The sequence below is a fragment of the Paracidovorax anthurii genome (assembly GCF_003269065.1).
Classification (GTDB): Bacteria; Pseudomonadota; Gammaproteobacteria; order Burkholderiales; family Burkholderiaceae_C; genus Paracidovorax; species Paracidovorax anthurii.
Genome location: NZ_QLTA01000027.1, coordinates 1 through 18,274 on the forward strand (window position 1 = coordinate 1; position 18,274 = coordinate 18,274).

The window sequence follows — 18,274 nt, forward strand, 5'->3', positions numbered from 1 at the left end:
GCGTCGGCACACCGTGCTGAAGTCCGGCACCGGCCAGTCCAGCTTGGCCAGCCGCAGCAGGCTGTCCACCATGCCCAGCGCCTGCCGCAGGGGCTGGCCGAACAGGCACTTGATGCTCAAGCAAAACTGGATGGCTGCGTCCGAGAACGTCGGGCTGCGCCCGCGCTTGCCGTTCGGCTTGCCAAGCCACTGCATGCCTTCATCCAGCCACATCGTCAACGATCCTCGCGCCTTCAGCGCTGCGTTGTAGGCTTTCCAGTTCGTCGTGCGGTACTTGGTCCGCCTCTCGCTCTTTGCTTCCGTCACGCCTTCAGTCTACCGGTGTGGCCGGGGTGATTTGTGCAACAAAGCCGGTCTGGCATACGACAGACGCGCCGTAAGATTCTCCGGATTGCTTGATGCATATCCAAGGTTTCAAAAGCTGTAGCCGACGAAAATAGAGGCGCCCGCACAGGTCGCGCGACAGGTGGAAGCGGATGCTCTCCCAGTTGCCGGGCACGTCAACCAACGCCGCCACCACGCGCCGGGCCAGGAGACGGCCCGCCCGCCATTCGCTACTCTTTCAATAGCAAACTATTGAGCATTTACGGCGACATGGAGGCCAAGTCACCTGATTAGCGACGAATCTCAGACAAACGTAGCACTTTCACTGGCAGGGGCCTTGTAGTCGCCAACGCTCGCAGCAGCCTGGGCAGCATGGCTGGCAAATCAAAGCGGCGGTTGAAGCGGTAACAGAACTCCGCCAAGTAACGCGCCGCATATTTGGCATGGTCAAACGAATGGTACGTTCCCGCCATGCTGGTCTTGAGATTGCCCAGCAGGGTATTGACCCAGTGCAGTTGGGGCGTTTGAGCCCCTTGGCGGCCACCGCCGGTCACGTGGCGCTCATGTGTGGCCTGGGCCTGAAGCACCTGCGTGAAAGCGCGCGTGCCATCGCTGACCACATGGCATCCGGCAGCTAGGTAACGCTGGGCCCATTGCTGCATGTCCTTGTTCGTGAAGTCCTCCACGGGCGTCAGGCGCATGTACAGGGGGCTGCCATCTTCGCGCGTCTGCACGGCGGCCACGAAGGCGGTCTTGTTCGCTGCCTTGCGCCCACCGTTGATACTGCCTGCGCGCTCGCCCCCCAGGTAGGCATCGTCGATCTCCACACGCCCGCTCAAGAGATAACGCGCATCGCGCTGCGCCATGGTCTGCATCAGCTTGTGCTTGAGCAGCCACGCTGTCTTGTAGGACACGCCCAACTGGCGCTTGAGCGCCAGGGCACTGATGGCGTTCTTGTGCTGGGTGAGCAGGTACATGGCCAGGAACCACAGCCGCAGGGGTAGATGAGTGTGTTCCATCACGGTGCCCACGATGCTGGAGCTTTGGTAGCCACAGACAAAGCACTCCCACAGCAACCTCCCGGTGCCATTGCGTGTGTGAAAGAAGCGCTTGCAGCCGCAGTGTGCGCACTGCCAGCCGTGAGGCCAGCGAGCGGCCACAAGGGCGCGCTCGCACTGCTGCTCGGTGCCGTACAGGGCCTGGAATTGGGGCAGCGACAGGCCGTGCTGGAACTGGATGGCGTTGATGGACATACCGCGCTCCTTGGTCGATGACTCGGCATGGCATGTTGGATATCTGCCATGGCGCAACGTTCACGGCGGGTCTGAGGTTTGTCGCTAATCAGGCCAAGTCACTCCCAAACCCCGCTCACGGCCGCCGCAGGGCCGCCTGCGCGCGCACCCCGACCCCTACGGCCACCAGCACCGCGAAGCCGAACACCCACCCCGAGAGCGCCCCCGCGATGCCGCCCGACAGCAGCGTGCCGATGGTGCAGCCCAGGCCGGTCATGGCCCCCCAGCCCAGCAGCACGCCGCCGCCCAGGCCGCGCGCGGCATCGCGCCCGGTGGGCCAGCGGGGCGCGAACTGCCGGCTGGCGAACGCCGCCACGAACGCCCCCGCCACGATCCCGGCGAGCAGCACGGCATTGGGCGTGAGCCACTGCGCCTGCGGCGCGGTCGCGCAGCCGCCCAGGCTGTCGAGCCCCTCCAGCCGCTGCGGCACCCAGCCCCAGGCGGTGCCCAGCGCGCGGGCCGCGCCGCCCAGCGTGGCGGTGACGCCCAGCGGGCGCATGCGCACGATGACGAAAGCGGCGATCAGCCCCACCGCGAGGCCGCCCGTCCAGTACGGCCAGCGGCCCGCCCAGAGCCGCCGCCACACCGCGCCCAGCGGCGGCACGCCGGAGGCCGGGGCCGCCGCGCCCGCTGCACTCGCCTCCGCCGCCGGCCGCGCGAAGCCGCGCCAGAGCAGCGCCGCCCCGAGGGCCAGCACGCCCCCCTGCAGCGCGAGCGCGCCGCCATAGCCCAGGTGCGCGGGCAGCCAGACCACCGGCGCATCGGCGATCACGCCGGTGTAGAGCGGGTTCCAGGTCTGGAACCCGAGCAGGAACCCGAGCGCCGAGCCCACCAGCGCGAACGGCGCCACCGGCGAGCCCTCGGCCAGCCGGTACCAGTGGGCGCTGATGCACGAGCCCGACACCACCATGCCGGCGCCGAACGCGAGCCCCGCGGCCACCAGCGCCACGCTCACGGGCCCGATGTGCATGTCGGGCGGCAGCTGCCCCGGGGCCGGCACCGCCACCCAGCTGCCGAGCACCACGGTGGTGCCCAGGGAGCCCACGGCCAGCGCCAGCAGGATGGCCAGCAGGCCGCGCGGATCGCGCCGCTCGAACCAGTCGCGCGCGTGGCAGTAGAAGCAGAACCGCGTGCGCTGCAGCACGAGGCCGAGCACCGCGCCGCTCGCCAGCGCGAAGGCGAGCGTGCGCCCGCCGCCTGACGTTTGCTGCAGCGCGTGGCCGGCGGCCACGAGCCCGATCAGGAGCGCCACCGCGAGGGCGCGCGGGAACCAGGAAGAGAAAGCCATGGCATGAAGGCCCCGGGGTTGCCGGAGCGCGCGACAACGCCCCCGCGGGCGTCCCGGAGGCAAAAAAAAACCCGCGGGAGGCGGGCTGTCAAAAGAGACCCCCTACTGACAAACTCTCTGCCGCGCGCGGCGCCGGGGAAGCGTGCACGCTGGCCGCGCGGGCGGCGGGAGGCTCCGCCCGCGCGGCCCGGCCTTCATTTCGAGGCCCACACGGTGCCGGCCGGATTCGTGATGGGCACGCCCACGGCGTTGCCGTACTCGGTCCAGGAACCGTCGTAGTTGCGCACGGAGTAGCCCAGGATCTTGCTGAGCGCGAACCAGGTGTGGCTGGAGCGCTCGCCGATGCGGCAATAGGTGATGACGGGCTTGCTGCCGTCCACGCCCACGGCGGCGTAGAGCCTGCGCAGCTCGTCGGCGGACTTGAAGGTGCCGTCCTCGCGCACGGCCTGCCCCCAGGGCACATTCACCGCGCCGGGCACGTGGCCCGCGCGCAGCGACAGCTCGGGCACGCCGGGCGGCGCGAACACCTTGCCGGAGAACTCGTCGGCCGAGCGGATGTCGATGAGCTTGGCGTCGCTCTTGCCCTCGGCCACCGCCAGGGTGTCGGCCAGCCGCGCGCGCAACTGGGTGTTGACCGCCGTGACGCGGTAGGTGGTGGCGACGGGGTCGGGCACGCGGTTGTTCAGCGGGCGGTTCTCGGCCTCCCACTTCTTGCGGCCGCCGTCCAGCAGCTTCACGTTCTTCACGCTGTAGATGTCGAACACCCAGGCGCCCCAGGCGGCGAACCAGTTGTTGGTGTCGCCATAGAGCACCACCGTGGTGTCGGGGCCGACGCCGGCCCGCGAGAGCAGCGATTCGAAGGCTTCCTTGCCCACGATGTCGCGGCGCACCTTGTCGTTCAGGTCGTTGTGCCACGAGAAGTTGACGGCGCCGGGCACGTGGGCGCGCTCGTACAGGCCCGGGTTCACGCTGACCTCGACGATGCGGACCTTGGCGTTGTCCAGGTTCTGCGCGAGCCAGTCGGTGGACACCAGCGGCCCTTCGGGGATGGCGGTGGCCGCGAAGGCCGCCGCGCCGGCCAGGGCGCCGCACAGCGCCAGCGTGGCGCCGCGGGCGGCACGCCGCAGGCTGGCGCGCCAGGGCGCGGTGTGCGCGGCCGCACGGGGCGGGTGCGCGGCGGCGGTGCGGGTGTCGATGCTCATCCCTCGTCCTTTCTGTGGTGCTCTCTCGGGTGGTGCCGCCGGGGAGATTCCGCCGGCGGCTGAGAGGCACTGTAGGCCGCGCCCCGGGCCGCGATAAGCGACAAGATCGCGCTTCGTTATGCGCGAACCGACGAAGGGTCGCACCACCCAGGCCGCTACCGCTCCGGGGGCGGCGGCGACTTCGACTGGATCGCCGCGCGGCAGGTTTCCAGGATTTCGTCCGCCAGCGGAGAGTCGTCGGGGCAGGCCCGCGACAGCACGAGCGCACCGACGGCATGCGCGACGGCGTTGATGTTCCTGGCGCGCGTCTCGCGCGACATGGCCGCATCCGCGGTTGCATCGGAATCCGGATCAGGATTCAGCACCGCAAGCAAACGCTCCAGCCCCGCAGCGAAGGTCTCTCTGATGGGCTCGGGCTGGCGCGCCGCGTCGGCGCACAGCGCGGCCATCGTGCACCCCTGGCCGGGAGCATCGCGGTGCTGCCTGGACAAGTACTGCTGCACAAACGCCGCGAGATCGGCACCCTCGGTCATTGCCGCCGTTTGCGAGAAGCCGCAAGCCGCCGCTTCCGCCATCAGGTCGCCTTTGGATCGGAAGTGTTTGTAGAAGCCTCCATGGGTGAATCCCGCGGCGGCCATCAGATCAGCAACACCGACGCCGTCGTAGCCACGCTCGCGAAAGAGCGTAGACGCCGTTTCGACGATGTGCGCCCGGTTCGCAAGTGCCTGTGCCTTGGTGACCTTCATATCGAACTTCATTCATCTCCGCTTGGAGGTGCCACTATACATTGATGTCGATCATCATCAAAATCCTTGACAACATAGATGTCGATCATCATCATTAATGGATCGGACTTGGAAAAGGACTTTGGAACCATGAGCAACAGCCACCTGACCGCACCCACGCGCTTCATCGAAGTCGATGGCGACAAATTCGCCTATCGCCGCTGGGGCAACGCCTCCGGCTCGCAACCTCCGCTGTTTTTCGTGCAGCACTTCCGGGGTGGCATGGACCACTGGGACCCGCTGCTGACCGACGGACTGGCCGAAGGCCGCGAGGTCATCCTCTTCAACGGCCGCGGCATCGCCTCGTCGAGTGGCACCCCACGCAACCGCATCGAGGACATGGCCGACGACATTGCGCAGGTGATCCAGGCGTTGGGTCTGCCGCAGGTGGATCTGCTGGGTTTCTCGCTCGGTGGCTTCCAGGTGCAGGAGGTGGCGCTGCGCCATCCGCAACTCGTGCGCAAGTTGCTGCTGCTGGGCACCGGGCTGCGCGGGGGCGATCCGGATATGGAGCCCGAGGTGCTCGAAGTCGCGCCCCGCCCGGTGCCCACGGCGGAGGACTTCCTCTACCTGTTCTTCGGACGCTCCGAAGCCGCCCGGCAAGCCGGGCGGGCCTTCTGGGACCGCCGCCACCAGCGCGTCGATCAGGACCCGCCCAGTTCCGCCGCGGTCGCCCAGGCACAGGCCGAAGCCCATGCGGCCTACCTGCCGCCGCTGGCAGGCGAGAACCCCTATGCCTACCTGGGTGCCATCCAGCAGCCCACGCTGGTGCTCAACGGGATCAAGGACGTGATGATCCCGACGATCAACTCGTGGCACCTGGCACAGAACATCCCCAACGCCCAGTTGCTGATCTACCCGGACGCCGGCCACGGCGCGCAGTTCCAGTACCCCGAGCGCTTCCTCCGGCACGCCATTCAATTCCTGGCGGAGTGACGGTGCAGGCGGGCACGCACGCCAGCCATTGACCTCCCCTCGCCGGCCGCATGCCGCGCATCGGCCGCACGCTCATCCCTTCCAGAGAACGAATACCCGCATGACCAAGAAAGCGCTCTTCGAGCCGTACCCGCTGGGGCCTCTGACGCTCGCCAATCGCATCGTCATGGCACCGCTGACACGCAACCGTGCCGGCGCCGGGCTGGTGCCCGGCGAACTGGCCGCGACCTACTACGCCCAGCGCGCTTCCGCCGGCCTGATCATCACCGAGGCCACCCAGGTGTCGGCCCAGGCCCAGGGCTACCAGGACACCCCCGGCCTGTACACGCCCGGGCAGATCGCCGGCTGGCGCAAGGTCACGGACGCCGTGCATGCCAAGGGCGGGCGCATCTTCGTGCAGCTCTGGCACGTGGGCCGCGTCTCCCACGTCGATGTCCAGCCTGGCGGTGCCGCGCCGGTCGCGCCTTCGGCCATCCGCGCGGCGACCAAGACCTTCGTCAACAACGGCTTTGCCGACACCTCCGAACCACGCGCCCTCGAACCTCACGAGTTGCCGGGCATCGTGAACGACTTCCGCCAGGCCGCGGCCAACGCCATCGCTGCCGGTTTCGACGGCGTGGAGATCCATGGCGCCAACGGCTACCTGCTGGAGCAGTTCATCAAGGACGGGGCCAACCAGCGCACCGACGCCTATGGCGGCTCCATCAAGAACCGCTCACGCCTGCTGCTGGAAGTCACCACCGCAGTGGCGAAGGAGATCGGCGCCGATCGCACCGGCGTGCGCATCTCGCCCGTGTCGCCAGCCAACGGCATCTCCAGCAGCGATCCCCAGCCGCAATACGACGACCTCGTCGAGCAGCTCAGCACGCTGGGCATCGTGTATCTGCACGTGGTCGAGGGTGCGACGGGCGGACCGCGCGACGTGGCGCCGTTCGACTACGACGCGCTGCGCCGCCGCTTCCAGCGGACCTATCTGGCCAACAACGGCTACGACCTGGAACTCGCCACAGCCCGGCTCGATGCGGGCAAGGCCGACCTGTTCGCCTTCGGCAGGCCGTTCATCAGCAACCCGGATCTGGTCGAACGCCTGAAGAGCGGCGCGCCGCTGGCGCAGTTCGACCCGGCCACGCTCTATGGCGGCGGCGCCGCCGGCTACACCGACTATCCCACGCTGGCCGAGGCCCGGTAAACACCAGGCGCCAGGCCGAACGCTGTGCCGTTGCGGCCCGGAGCCCCCCTGATCTGCGGAGTACTCTCACATGCCCCCCCATTCCACCGTCCTGATCACCGGCGCTTCGACCGGCATCGGCGCCACCTACTCCGAGCGCTTCGCGCAGCGCGGCCACGATCTTGTGCTGGTCGCACGCGACAAGGCACGCCTGGATGCCGTTGCGCAGCGCCTGCGCGGCGAACACAAGGTTGCCGTCGAAGTGCTGCCGGCCGATCTGACCCATCAGGCCGACCTGGCCGCCATCGAAACCCGACTGCGTGACGACGCCCGCATCAACATCCTGATCAACAACGCCGGCATGGCCCAGTCGGGCAGTTTTCTGCAGCAGACGGCAGAAAGCATCGAACGCCTGCTCGCGCTCAACACCACCGCGCTGACCCGGCTCGCCGCTGCGGTCGCTCCGCGCTTCGTGCAGGCGGGCGCGGGCTCGATCGTCAACATCGGCTCGGTGGTGGGCTTCGCACCCGAGTTCGGCATGTCGATCTACGGCGCCACCAAGGCCTTCGTGCTGTTTCTGTCGCAGGGCCTGAGCGTGGAGCTGGCGCCCAAGGGGGTCTACGTGCAGGCCGTGCTGCCGGCGGCCACCCGCACCGCAATCTGGGAGCGCGCCGGCATCGACGTCAATACGCTGACCGAAGTGATGGAAGTCGGCGAACTGGTCGATGCGGCCCTGGTCGGCTTCGACCGCCGCGAGGGGGTCACGATCCCGCCGCTGCACGTGGCCGGGCGCTGGGACGCACTGGACGGTGCGCGCCAGGCACTGCTTTCGGACATCCGGCAGGTCCACGCAGCCGAGCGCTATCGACTGCCATCCTGATCGCCGCCCACATCCCCATCGATCCCCTCCCCCCTCCCTTTCCCACAGAAACACCATGCTTTACCTCTCCCGAGTCGGCCTGTGCCTGCTCGCACTCTCCGCCACGCTGCTGCCGGCCTGCGCCACGGCCGACAAACCACCCGTGGCTGCCAGTTCACCCGCAACCATCGCTGCGACGCCGGGCACGACATGGAACACCGTGCCAACGCAGGTCCTGTCCGCGGGCGGCATCGACTTCGCTTACCGCGAGCTGGGCCGGAAGAACACCGGCACGCCGGTGATCCTGCTCACCCACCTGGCCGCCGTTCTGGACAACTGGGACCCCCGGGTGGTGGATGGAATCGCCGAGAAACATCACGTGGTCGCGTTCGACTATCGCGGCGTCGGGGCCTCCACCGGCTCGCCGGCCAACACCATCGAACAAATGGCGGACGACGCCATCACCTTCATCAAGGCCAAGGGCTTCGAGCAGGTGGATCTCTTCGGCTTCTCGATGGGCGGAATGATCGCCCAGGAGATCGTGCTGAAAGAGCCGCAACTCGTGCGCAAACTGATCCTGACAGGCACGGGCCCCGCGGGTGGTCCGGGCATCAGCACCGTGGCGGGCGTGGCGAACCTCGACCTGCTGCGCGCGGCGTTCACCGGCCAGGACCCGAAGCAATACCTCTTCTTCACGCGCACGCCGAACGGCATCCAGGCGGGCAAGGCTTTCCTGGGGCGCCTGCAGGAGCGCACCGAAAACCGTGACAAGGAGATTGCCGCGGGCGCCTACGTGGCCCAGCTTCAGGCGCTCAGTGCGTGGGGGCAGAAGCGCCCGGCCGACCTGTCGGTGGTCCGGCAGCCCGTCCTCGTGGCCAATGGTGAAGAGGACCGGATGGTGCCGACCCGCAATACCTACGACCTGGCCAGGCGTTTGCCCCATAGCGAGCTGATCGTCTACCCCGATGCGGGCCACGGGGGCATCTTCCAGTACCACGACGACTTCGTACGCAAGGCACTGGCCTTCCTGGCGAAGTGAAGCCACGTCGGCCTCTTGCAAGCGGCTCGGACATTCAGAGAAATCGAAAGACCACACGATGAAAGCCTTCACCATCGATCGCTACGGCAAGAAAGAAACCGGCCGGATTGCCGACGTGCCGGAGCCCGAAGTGCGGGACGATGACGTCCTGATCCAGATCCATGCGGCAGGTGTCAATCTTCTCGACGCCAAGATCAGGAACGGGGAGTTCAAGCTCGTCCTCCCGTATCGCATGCCCCTCGTGCTGGGCCACGACGTCGCCGGCACGGTGGTCCGGGTCGGCCCGCGCGTGCGCAAATTCAAGCCGGGCGATGAGGTCTATGCACGGCCGGATGATTTTCGGATCGGTACCTTCGCCGAGTACATCGCCGTCCAGGAAGGATCGCTTGCGCACAAGCCCGCCAACCTGACCATGGAGGAAGCGGCCTCCATACCACTGGTCGCCCTGACCGCCTGGCAAGTGCTGGTGGAAACCGCCCAGCTGAAGAAGGGGCAGAAAGCCTTCATCCAGGCAGGCTCGGGTGGGGTGGGCACCATCGCCATACAGTTGGCAAAGCATCTGGGCGCGTTCGTCGCGACGACCACCAGCATCAGCAACGTCGAGTGGGTCAAGGCGCTGGGCGCGGATATCGTCATCGACTACAAGAAGCAGGACTTCGCCACCCAGCTGCGTGACTACGACGTGGTGCTGAACAGCCTGCCCAGCGACGCGTTGGAAAAGTCGCTGCAGGTGCTCAAGCCGGGCGGCCATCTCATTTCCATCTCCGGCCCACCCACGCCAGAGTTTGCGGCCGACCAGAAACTGGCCTGGCCGCTCAAGCAAGTGATGCGCCTGATGAGCCATGGCATCCGGAAAAAGGCCCAGCGGCGCGGCATCCGCTACTCATTTGTTTTCATGCGGGCCAGCGGAAGCCAACTGGGCGAAATCAGTTCCCTGATGGAGTCCGGCGTCATCCGACCCGCCGTGGATCGGGTATTCCCATTGGACTCGGTCGCGGATGCCTTGGCCTACGTCGAGACAGGGCGGGCAAAAGGCAAGGTGATCATCCAAGTGAAGCCATGACACCTGAATCGCCCCAGGGGCGATTCACTCACCGCGCTCGCCGGCCAGCGCCTCGTCCACCGCCTCGCGCGTGAGCGTGGGCACGAAGGTTTCGATGAAGCGGTAGGCGAAGCCGCGCAGCCAGCTGCCGCGCCGCAGGCCCAGCCGCGTGAGGTTCACCTCGAAGAGATGGCGCGCGTCGATCATGCGCAGGTGGCGGTCGCGCTCCGCGTCCACGGCGATGGAGGCGACGATGCCCACGCCCATGTCCAGCTCCACGTAGGTCTTGATGACGTCCGCGTCCATGGCGGTGAGCACCACGTCGGGGTGCAGGCCTTCGCGCGCGAAGGCCTCGTCGATGTGGGCGCGGCCGGTGTAGCCCAGCTCGTAGGTCACGATGGGAAAGCGCGCGAGCTGCTGCAGCGAGGGCGGCCCGGGCAGGTCCAGCAGCGGGTGGCCCGGCGGCACGACGATGCTGTGCGACCAGCGGTAGCACGGCAGGGTGACGAGTTCGCCGTAGCCGGCCAGCGCCTCGGTGGCCACGCCGATGTCGGCCTCGCCCGAGAGCAGCATCTCGGCCACCTGCCGGGGCGAGCCCTGGTGCAGGTGCAGCGACACCTGGGGAAAGAGCGCGCGGAAGTCGCGGATCACCTGCGGCAGCGCATAGCGCGCCTGCGAGTGCGTGGCCGCGATGGACAGCTTCCCCTCCCCGCTCGCGCGGAAATCGTGGCCCGCGCGCCGGAGGTTCTCGGCCTCCAGCAGCAGCCGCTCCACGATGGGCAGCAGCGCGCCGCCCGGCGGCGTGAGCCCGGTGAGGCGCTTGCCGGCGCGCACGAAGATCTCCAGGCCCAGCTCCTCCTCCAGTTCGCGGATCTGCCGGCTCACGCCGGGCTGCGAGGTGTGGAGCATGTGGGCCACCTCGGTCAGGTTGAAGCCGCAGCGCACGGCCTCGCGCACGGAGCGCAGTTGCTGGAAGTTCATATCCGTTGCCAGTCGTTCTTTTTGCTATGTTTTTAAGAGCACACTATCCAGATTCGATGGCGACATGGAGCCCGCCAGAGGAGAAAACCGCCTCCGGTGCCCGCCCACGCCCCCTCCGAACCATTTTTTTCTCATGGCGCCAGCGCGCCGCCCGCAACGCATGAAACCGGCGCCGCGTCCCCCTTCCGATGGCCGCGGAGCAGGCCACGCCAGCAGACGCCGTGGAGCCGGCTCTGCCGGTCCACCGGCGTCGTCTCCCTCGGGGGGAAGGCGCCGCAGGCGACTCAGGGGGGGGGCCGCTCAATCTGCGATGAACCCCGACGCCTCCACCACCGGCCGCCATTTGGCGATCTCGGCCACGCGCAGCGCTTCGAGCTGCGCGGGCGTGCGCGGATCGGGGTCGAGCGCGAGTTCCGTCAGCCGGCCGCGCACGGCGGGCTCGCCCAGGGACTGGTTCAGCGCACGGTTGACGGCCGCCACGGCCGCGGGCGGCGTGCCGCCCCGCGCCCACAGGCTGTACCACCCGCTGCCCACGGCGCGCGGGTAGCCCGATTCGGAGAACGTGGGCACGTTCGGCAGCTCCCGCGTGCGCTTGTCCGAGAAGGTGCCCAGGATGCGGATGCGGCCCTGGCGGTAAAGCGGCAGCAGCTCGGTCACGGTCTGGATCGCGGAGCTGAGCTGGCCGCCGACCAGGTCGTTCAGCATCGGCGCGCCGCCCTTGTAGGCCACATGCACGATATCCACCTTCGCCGCGCTGCCCAGCAGCAGGCCGAAGAAATGCGGCAGGCTGCCCGCCGCGGGGCTGCCGAAGTTGGCGCGGTCCGGATGGGCTCGCAGCCAGGCGATGAACTCGTCCACGGTCTTCGCGGGGTGGTTGGCCGGCACCGCCAGCGCGAACTGGAAGTGCGCGACCAGCCCCACGGGCACGAAGTCGGTGGCCGGGTCGTAGCCCGGCTTGCGGTAGACGATCTGCGAGAGCACGGGCGTGATGAGCGGCGCGAGCAGGTAGGTGGCGCCATCGGGCGGCGCCCCCAGCAGCGCCTGCGCGGCGATCTGGCCGCTGGCGCCGGGCCGGTTGTCCACGATCACGTGGTGGCCGGGGCCGAGCAGCGGGCCGATGCGCTCGGCCACGGTGCGCCCCAGCAGGTCGATGCCGCCACCGGCACCGAAGCCCACGAGGATGCGCGCGGAGCCCGGCACCGGCGACACGGCCGCCGACGCTGACGGCGCCCAGCCGGCCGCCGGCAGCGCGGCCGCGCAGGCCAGGGAGCGCACGAGCATGGCGCGGCGGGTGGGATGCATGGCGGCCTGCGGCGCGGCACGGGTGCGGTCGGGAGCGGCCATCACAGCTTGGCGATCGACACTTCGGTCGATTTCACCAGCGCCACGACGTCGGAGCCGACCTGCAGGCCGAGGTCGTCCACCGAGCGGGTGGTGATCACGGAGGTGACGATGCCCCAGGGGGTTTCGACATCGACCTCGGAGACGACGTCGCCGCGGATGATTTCGCGCACTTTGCCCTTGAACTGGTTGCGCACGTTGATGGCTTGGATGGACATGGGGGTTGCTCCTGTGGTGGGTTGGAAAGAAAAAAAGAAACGAACGGATGGATGGAGGCGGACGGCGGCGGCGGCTCAGATCGCCCAGCGCAGCCCGTGCGCGGGCACGCCGGGCCAGCCCCCCGCGCCCGTGGAAGCCTCCGGGTCCTCGGGCTTTTGCAGCACGCGGTCCAGGATGCGCTTTTCGATGGCGGCGAAGTCCGCGTCGCCGTGCGAGCGCGGCCGCGCCAGCGGGATGCGCTCGTCCAGCGCGATGCGGCCGTCCTCGATCAGCACCACGCGGTCGGCCAGGGCCACGGCCTCCTGCACGTCATGGGTGACCAGCAGGGCCGTGAAGCGGTGGCGCAGCCACAGGCTCTCGATGAGGCGGTGCATCTCGATGCGGGTGAGCGCGTCCAGTGCGCCCAGCGGCTCGTCGAGCAGCAGCAGGCGCGGCCGGTGCACCAGCGCGCGCGCCAGGGCCACGCGCTGGCGCTGGCCGCCCGACAGGCGCGCGGGCCATTCGCCGGCGCGGTCGGCCAGGCCCACCTGGGCCAGCACCTCGCGGCCGCGATCGAGCGCCGAGGCCGGCAGGCCGAGCGTTACGTTGTCGAGCACGCGGCGCCAGGGCAGCAGGCGCGCCTCCTGGAACATGATGCGGGTGTCGCCGTGCAGGCCGGCCACGGGCTGGCCATCGACCTCCAGCGCGCCGCCGCTGGCGGCCTCCAGGCCGGCCACGAGGCGCAGCAGCGTGCTCTTGCCGCAGCCGCTGCGGCCCACGATGGCGATGAATTCGCCGGGCTCCACGGCGAGCTGCGCGCTGCGCAGCACCTCGCGCGGGCCGTAGCGCTTGGTCAGGCCCCGGGCCTGCAGGCGCACGCCGCCGGCGGTGGCTGCTGCGGCGGCTGCTGCGGACACGGGCGCGGAATCGGAAGACGGGGTGGAGGAAGGCGCGGTCATGGGGGATCAGGCTCCGATGGAAAAGAGGGGCGAGGCCAGCGCGTCCACACGGCGCGGCAGCAGCTTCTCGGCGAAGAAGGCATCGGCGATGCGCTGCTGCTCGGCCAGGCCGTCCCGCACGACCGGGCGCACCGCGTAGCTGCGCTGCGCGTTGGCCTGCTCGACGATGGCGGCGTCCAGCCCCCACACCGGCGCGAGCAACTGGGCGGCCTCGCGCGGGTTCTGCTTGACCCAGCGGCCCGCCTGCTCCAGCTCGGAGTAGATGGCCCGCACCACGTCGGCGCGCGCCTGGGCGTAAGCCATGCCGGCGAGGTAATAGCGCTGGTACGAGGCCAGGCCCGTGCCGTCGGCCAGCACGCGCGCGCCCGACTGCTGCCGCGCGGCGGTGAGGAACGGGTCCCACACCACCCAGGCGTCGATGGCGCCGCGCTCGAAGGCCGCGCGGCCGTCGGCCGGTGTGAGGTAGGCCGGCTCGACGTCCTTGAGCGAGAGGCCGGCCTTGTCCAGCGCGGCCAGCAGCAGGTAGTGCGCGCCGGCCGCCTTGGCGAAGCCCACCTTCCGGCCGCGCAGGTCGGCCACCGCGCGCAGCGGCGAATCCGCCCGCACCAGGATGGCCTGGGCCGTGGGCGACGGCGCTTCCTGCGCCACGAAGGTGATCTGCGCGCCCGCCGCCTGGGCGAACACCGGCACGGTGTCGGCCACGTCGGCGCTGAAGTCGATGTGCCCCAGGTTCAGCGCCTCCAGCAGCGGCAGGCCGCTGGTGAATTCATGCCACGTGGGCGCCACGCCCAGCGGCGCGAGCCGGCGCTCCAGCACGCCCCGGGCCTTGAGGACCACCGTGAGGGTGGACGATTTCTGGTAGCCGATGCGCACGGCGGCGGCCTCGGGCCGGGGCTGCTGGGCGCGGCCGGCCAGGGGGCCGGCGAGCGCGATGCCGCCCAGGGCGGCCAGCAGGGCGCGGCGCGTGGCGCGGGAGGAATCCTTGCGGTGCATGGTGCCCTCCTCCCCTCAGGCCTTGGCCTGGTAGCCGGGGTGCCAGCGCAGCCACCAGTGCTCCAGGCCGCGCGCGAACACGTCGGCCAGCTTGCCCAGCAGCGCGTAGAGCAGGATGCCCACCAGCACCACGTCGGTCTGCAGGAACTCGCGCGCGTTCATCGTGAGGTAGCCGATGCCCGCCTGCGCGGAGATGGTCTCGGCCACGATCAGGATCACCCACATCAGCCCGAGCGAGAAGCGCAGCCCCACGAGGATGGACGACAGCGCCCCGGGCAGGATCACCTCGCGGTAGAGCTGCCAGCGCGAGAGGCCGTAGGTGCGGCCCATCTCGATCAGGCCGGGGTCCACGTTGCGGATGCCGTGGAAGGTGTTGAGGTAGATCGGGAAGAACACCGACACGCTGATCAGGAACAGCTTGGCCGACTCGTCGATGCCGAACCACAGGATCACCAGCGGGATCAGCGCCAGCGCGGGAATGTTGCGCACCATCTGGATGGTGGAGTCGAGCAGCGTCTCGGCCGTGCGCAGCGAGCCCGTAAGCAGTCCCAGCAGCAGCCCCAGGCCGCCGCCGATCGCCAGCCCCGCGAGCGCGCGGCCAGCGCTCACCTTCACGTGCGTCCACAGCTCGCCCGACTCGGTGAGCTGCCACCCCGCCTTGAGCACGTCGAACGGCGCCGGCAGCACGCGGCTGGAGAGCCACCCCTGCGCCGAGGCCACCTGCCAGGCCGCGATCAGCGCCACCGGCACCAGCCAGGGCAGCAGCCGCTGGCCCACCGCGCCGGCCCACTGGCGCAGGACCGCGGGCAGCGGGGCCCCGGGGGAATCGGGCGTTTCCGTGGCGGGGGAGACCTGCAGTTCCCGCACGGCGGGGGAGAGATGGGGCGTTGTCATGCCAAGGCTCCTGGTTCGGTGTCGGGTTCGAGGAATTCGAGCTGGTTGCCCGCCGGGTCTTTCACGTAGAAACGCAGGTAGCCCGGCAGCGAGCGGTTCTCCACCACGGACAGCTCGGCCTGCAGCAGCCGGCCCCGCAGCTCGGGCAGGTTCTCCACCTCGAAGGCGAGGTGCGAGGCGACCGGCGCGGGCTGCCAGCGGGCCGTGGGCACCAGGGCGATGCGCTGGCTGCCGGCCACGAAATGCAGCGCGTTCTCGGCCGGATAGTTCACCTCGGGCAGGCCCAGCAGGCCGGTGTAGAAGTCGCGGATCTCGCCCTCCGACCCCGCCGGAAAGGCCAGTTGCACGTGGTTGATGGAATGGATGACCATGTGGTGCCCCCCTGCCCCGTCAGCTCTGCGCCGCGCGCGGCGCGTACTGGTTGCCCACGATCTCGCCGAAGGGCCCGGTCAGCGGGCGCCCCGGCCCGGCCCCGCCCGCGATGCGCTCGCGCGTCTCCAGCGGCAGCAGCGGGAACACCAGCTCCGCGAAGCGGTAGGCCTCCTCCAGGTGCGGGTAGCCCGAGAGCACGAAGGTGTCGATGCCCAGGTCGGCGTACTCCTGCATGCGTGCGGCCACCGTCTGCGGGTCGCCCACCAGCGCCGTTCCCGCGCCGCCGCGCACCAGGCCCACGCCGGCCCAGAGGTTGGGGCTGATCTCCAGGTCGGCGCGGCTGCGCCGGGCGCCTTGCACATGCAGCGCGGCCATGCGGCGCTGCCCTTCGGAATCCATGCGCGCGAACACCGCCTGCGCCTGCACCACGGTGTCGTCGGTGACGCGGCTGATGAGGTCTTCCGCGGCGGCCCAGGCGGCGGCCTCGGTCTCGCGCACGACCACGTGCAGCCGGATGCCGAAGCGCACCGTGCGGCCGTGGCGCGCGGCGCGCTCGCGCACGTCGGCCACCTTGCGCGCCACCTCGGCCGGCGGCTCGCCCCAGGTGAGGTAGGCATCCACCTGCTCGGCGGCCAGATCGTGCGCCGCCTCGGAGGAGCCGCCGAAGTACACCGGCGGATAGGGCGCCTGCAGCGGCGGATAGAGCAGCTTGGCGCCCTTCACCGTGAGGTGCTCGCCCTCGTAGTCGAAGCCCTCGCCCGCATGGCTGCGCGCCAGGATCTCGCGCCAGATGCGGATGAACTCGGCCGACTGCTCGTAGCGCTGCGCGTGGTCGAGGAACACGCCGTCGCCCTCCAGCTCCACGCGGTCGCCGCCAGTCACCAGATTGATGAGCAGGCGCCCGCCGGAGATGCGGTCGAACGTGGCAGCCATGCGCGCGGCCAGCGCCGGCTGGTGCAGGCCGGGGCGCACCGCCACCAGGAACTTCAGCCGCCGCGTGACCGCCACCAGGCTGGAGGCGACCACCCAGGGGTCTTCGCACGAGCGGCCCGTGGGGATCAGCACGCCCTCGTAGCCCAGGCTGTCGGCCGCGACGGCCACCTGCCGGAGGTATTCGTGGTTGACGGGGCGCGCGCCCTCGGAGGTGCCGAGGTAGCGGCTGTCGCCATGGGTGGGGATGAACCAGAAGACTTGCATGGGAATTTCTCGCGTGGAATGGGACTTGCCGGGGCCGGAGCGGTGCCGGCGTCGGTACGGGTCAGTACGAAATCGCCAGGTACGGGGCACGCCCGCGCACGGCCGCCAGGCGGCACACCGGGGCCGCGGACGGCCCGGCGGGCGCCAGGCCCCAGGCGCGGGCCGTGACCTCCAGCAACCGCCGCGCGCGCAGCGCCAGGGACAGGGACGAAGACAGGGTGGACATGGAAGGACTCCCCGGAAAATGCCGGCCGCGGCTCATGACAGATCCACCGGCGCGGCGTGGAGGACGTTGAGCTTCTTCGGGATCAGCTTGAGATCGAAGAAGGTGTCCGCGATGGCCTGCTGCTCGGCCAGGATCTCGCGGGTCACCACGCGCGTGCCGTAGCCCGCGCGGCCGACGAACAGCTCGGTGACGGAGCGGTCCAGGCCCAGCACCTGCGCCAGTTCGGCGGCGGCCTCGCCCTTGTTGCGGGAGACCCAGGTATCGACGGCATCGATCTCCTCGATGGCGGCGCGCAGCACGTCGGGGTTGCGGGTGGCGAAGTCGCGCGAGGTGAAATAGAAGGCCCGGTTGTTCGCCACGCCCGTGGCGTCGGCCAGCACGCGCGCGCCCAGCGTCTTCTCGGCCGAGGCGAGGAACGGGTCCCAGATCACCCAGGCATCCACGGCGCCGCGCTCGAACGCCGCGCGCGCATCGGGCGGCGCGAGGAACACCGACTGCACGTCGCGGTACTGCAGGCCGTGCTTCTCCAGCAGCCTGACCAGGAAGTAATGCACGTTGGAGCCCTTGTTGTAGGCCACGCGCTTGCCCTTCAGGTCCGCGACGCTGCGGATGGACGACCCCTTGGGCACCACCACCGCCTCCAGGCCCGGGCGCGGCACGGTGGCGCCGGCATAGACCAGCGGCGCGCCGGCGGCCTGCGCGAAGATCGGCGGGGCCTCGCCCACGTCGCCGAAGTCGATGGAGCCGACGTTCAGCGCCTCCAGCTGTATCGGGCCGGCGTTGAACTCCGTCCAGGTCACCTTGGCGCCCAGCGGGGCCAGGCGCTTTTCGAGCGTGCCGCGCGCCTTCAGCAGCGACAGCCAGCCCTTCTGGTGGCCCACGCGCAGCGTGCGCTCGGCGCCGGACGGCTGGGCCAGGGCCGGGATCGCGCCCAGCGCGGCGGCGCCCAGGCCGGCGGCGATCCAGCGGCGGCGGCTGGACGAAAGGGCCGGGGCCCCGGGACGGGAATCGGAAAGGGACATGGCGGAAAACTCCTTGCAATGCCAGGGGCCGCGCGGGCAAGGCTGCGCCCGGCCTCCTCCTGCGGAAGCGGCGGACCCCTGTGGGGAAACCAACGGTGGAGGACGCGGCCGGGACCGGCGCCGGCAGGCGGCGGGCCCCGCGGCGCGCGGGCGGCG

General features: G+C 69.8%; 20 protein-coding genes. 5 read left to right on the forward strand and 15 right to left on the reverse strand.

Features of this window, described 5'->3' with window-relative positions; all coding sequences use genetic code 11:
* From AX018_RS13820 to AX018_RS13840, 5 genes are all read right to left on the reverse strand, one after another.
* Positions 1–306, reverse strand: a 306-nt coding sequence (locus AX018_RS13820) for a transposase (RefSeq protein WP_211322435.1), incomplete at its 3' end; no start/stop codon positions are given.
* A gap of 308 nt (positions 307–614) precedes the next feature.
* Entirely contained in the window at positions 615–1,577 is a 963-nt protein-coding gene (locus AX018_RS13825) for an IS1595 family transposase (protein ID WP_111877997.1), read from the reverse strand.
* A 115-nt stretch (positions 1,578–1,692) separates the two neighbouring features.
* Entirely contained in the window at positions 1,693–2,904 is a 1,212-nt protein-coding gene (locus AX018_RS13830; RefSeq protein WP_111878000.1) for a YeeE/YedE thiosulfate transporter family protein, read from the reverse strand.
* A gap of 194 nt (positions 2,905–3,098) precedes the next feature.
* Positions 3,099–4,106: a sulfurtransferase gene (locus AX018_RS13835; RefSeq protein ID WP_111878003.1), complete on the reverse strand. Its 1,008-nt coding sequence runs from the start codon at positions 4,104–4,106 to the stop codon at positions 3,099–3,101.
* 155 nt (positions 4,107–4,261) lie between these two features.
* The gene (locus AX018_RS13840) at positions 4,262–4,852 is read right to left on the reverse strand and encodes a TetR/AcrR family transcriptional regulator (RefSeq protein WP_111878138.1); all 591 of its coding nucleotides are present in this window, start codon (positions 4,850–4,852) and stop codon (positions 4,262–4,264) included.
* A gap of 129 nt (positions 4,853–4,981) precedes the next feature.
* Between AX018_RS13840 and AX018_RS13845 the strand changes: the two genes are divergently transcribed.
* From AX018_RS13845 to AX018_RS13865, 5 genes are all read left to right on the forward strand, one after another.
* Positions 4,982–5,827, forward strand: a complete 846-nt coding sequence (locus tag AX018_RS13845) for an alpha/beta fold hydrolase (RefSeq protein ID WP_111878141.1) — start codon at positions 4,982–4,984, stop codon at positions 5,825–5,827.
* A gap of 100 nt (positions 5,828–5,927) precedes the next feature.
* The gene (locus AX018_RS13850) at positions 5,928–7,016 is read left to right on the forward strand and encodes an alkene reductase (protein WP_111878006.1); all 1,089 of its coding nucleotides are present in this window, start codon (positions 5,928–5,930) and stop codon (positions 7,014–7,016) included.
* A 70-nt stretch (positions 7,017–7,086) separates the two neighbouring features.
* The gene (locus tag AX018_RS13855) at positions 7,087–7,875 is read left to right on the forward strand and encodes an SDR family NAD(P)-dependent oxidoreductase (protein ID WP_111878009.1); all 789 of its coding nucleotides are present in this window, start codon (positions 7,087–7,089) and stop codon (positions 7,873–7,875) included.
* A 55-nt stretch (positions 7,876–7,930) separates the two neighbouring features.
* Entirely contained in the window at positions 7,931–8,893 is a 963-nt protein-coding gene (locus AX018_RS13860) for an alpha/beta fold hydrolase (RefSeq protein ID WP_111878012.1), read from the forward strand.
* Between the two features lie 58 nt (positions 8,894–8,951).
* Positions 8,952–9,956 carry an NADP-dependent oxidoreductase gene (locus tag AX018_RS13865; protein ID WP_111878014.1) on the forward strand — a complete coding sequence of 335 codons (1,005 nt, stop codon included), beginning with the start codon at positions 8,952–8,954 and terminating at the stop codon, positions 9,954–9,956.
* A gap of 24 nt (positions 9,957–9,980) precedes the next feature.
* On the opposite strand, the gene AX018_RS13870 is transcribed toward AX018_RS13865, so the two are convergent.
* From AX018_RS13870 to AX018_RS13910, 10 genes are all read right to left on the reverse strand, one after another.
* On the reverse strand, positions 9,981–10,916 hold the full coding sequence (locus AX018_RS13870) for a CysB family HTH-type transcriptional regulator (protein ID WP_111878017.1): 936 nt from the start codon (positions 10,914–10,916) through the stop codon (positions 9,981–9,983).
* 300 nt (positions 10,917–11,216) lie between these two features.
* Positions 11,217–12,260, reverse strand: coding sequence for a tripartite tricarboxylate transporter substrate-binding protein (locus AX018_RS13875; protein WP_245951551.1), 1,044 nt, complete (start codon positions 12,258–12,260; stop codon positions 11,217–11,219).
* The gene (locus AX018_RS13880) at positions 12,260–12,475 is read right to left on the reverse strand and encodes a TOBE domain-containing protein (RefSeq protein WP_011796117.1); all 216 of its coding nucleotides are present in this window, start codon (positions 12,473–12,475) and stop codon (positions 12,260–12,262) included. Before AX018_RS13880 ends, AX018_RS13875 begins: the two co-directional genes overlap by 1 nt.
* Positions 12,476–12,550: 75 nt before the next feature.
* The gene (locus AX018_RS13885; RefSeq protein WP_111878020.1) at positions 12,551–13,414 is read right to left on the reverse strand and encodes an ATP-binding cassette domain-containing protein; all 864 of its coding nucleotides are present in this window, start codon (positions 13,412–13,414) and stop codon (positions 12,551–12,553) included.
* A gap of 6 nt (positions 13,415–13,420) precedes the next feature.
* A complete protein-coding gene (locus AX018_RS13890; RefSeq protein ID WP_111878023.1) occupies positions 13,421–14,407 on the reverse strand; it encodes an aliphatic sulfonate ABC transporter substrate-binding protein in 987 nt (328 codons plus the stop codon).
* Positions 14,408–14,422: 15 nt separating this feature from the next.
* Positions 14,423–15,301 (reverse strand): aliphatic sulfonate ABC transporter permease SsuC, encoded by an 879-nt coding sequence (gene ssuC, locus AX018_RS13895; protein ID WP_111878026.1) that lies wholly within the window; start codon positions 15,299–15,301, stop codon positions 14,423–14,425.
* Positions 15,298–15,672 (reverse strand): VOC family protein, encoded by a 375-nt coding sequence (locus tag AX018_RS13900; protein WP_111878028.1) that lies wholly within the window; start codon positions 15,670–15,672, stop codon positions 15,298–15,300. The genes ssuC and AX018_RS13900 overlap by 4 nt, the downstream gene beginning before the upstream one ends.
* Positions 15,673–15,691: 19 nt before the next feature.
* Positions 15,692–16,870, reverse strand: a complete 1,179-nt coding sequence (gene ssuD / locus AX018_RS13905; RefSeq protein WP_111878030.1) for an FMNH2-dependent alkanesulfonate monooxygenase — start codon at positions 16,868–16,870, stop codon at positions 15,692–15,694.
* 61 nt (positions 16,871–16,931) lie between these two features.
* Positions 16,932–17,096 (reverse strand): hypothetical protein, encoded by a 165-nt coding sequence (locus tag AX018_RS25250; protein WP_170146258.1) that lies wholly within the window; start codon positions 17,094–17,096, stop codon positions 16,932–16,934.
* A gap of 32 nt (positions 17,097–17,128) precedes the next feature.
* Entirely contained in the window at positions 17,129–18,118 is a 990-nt protein-coding gene (locus tag AX018_RS13910) for a sulfonate ABC transporter substrate-binding protein (RefSeq protein WP_111878033.1), read from the reverse strand.
* Positions 18,119–18,274: the final 156 nt, after the last annotated feature.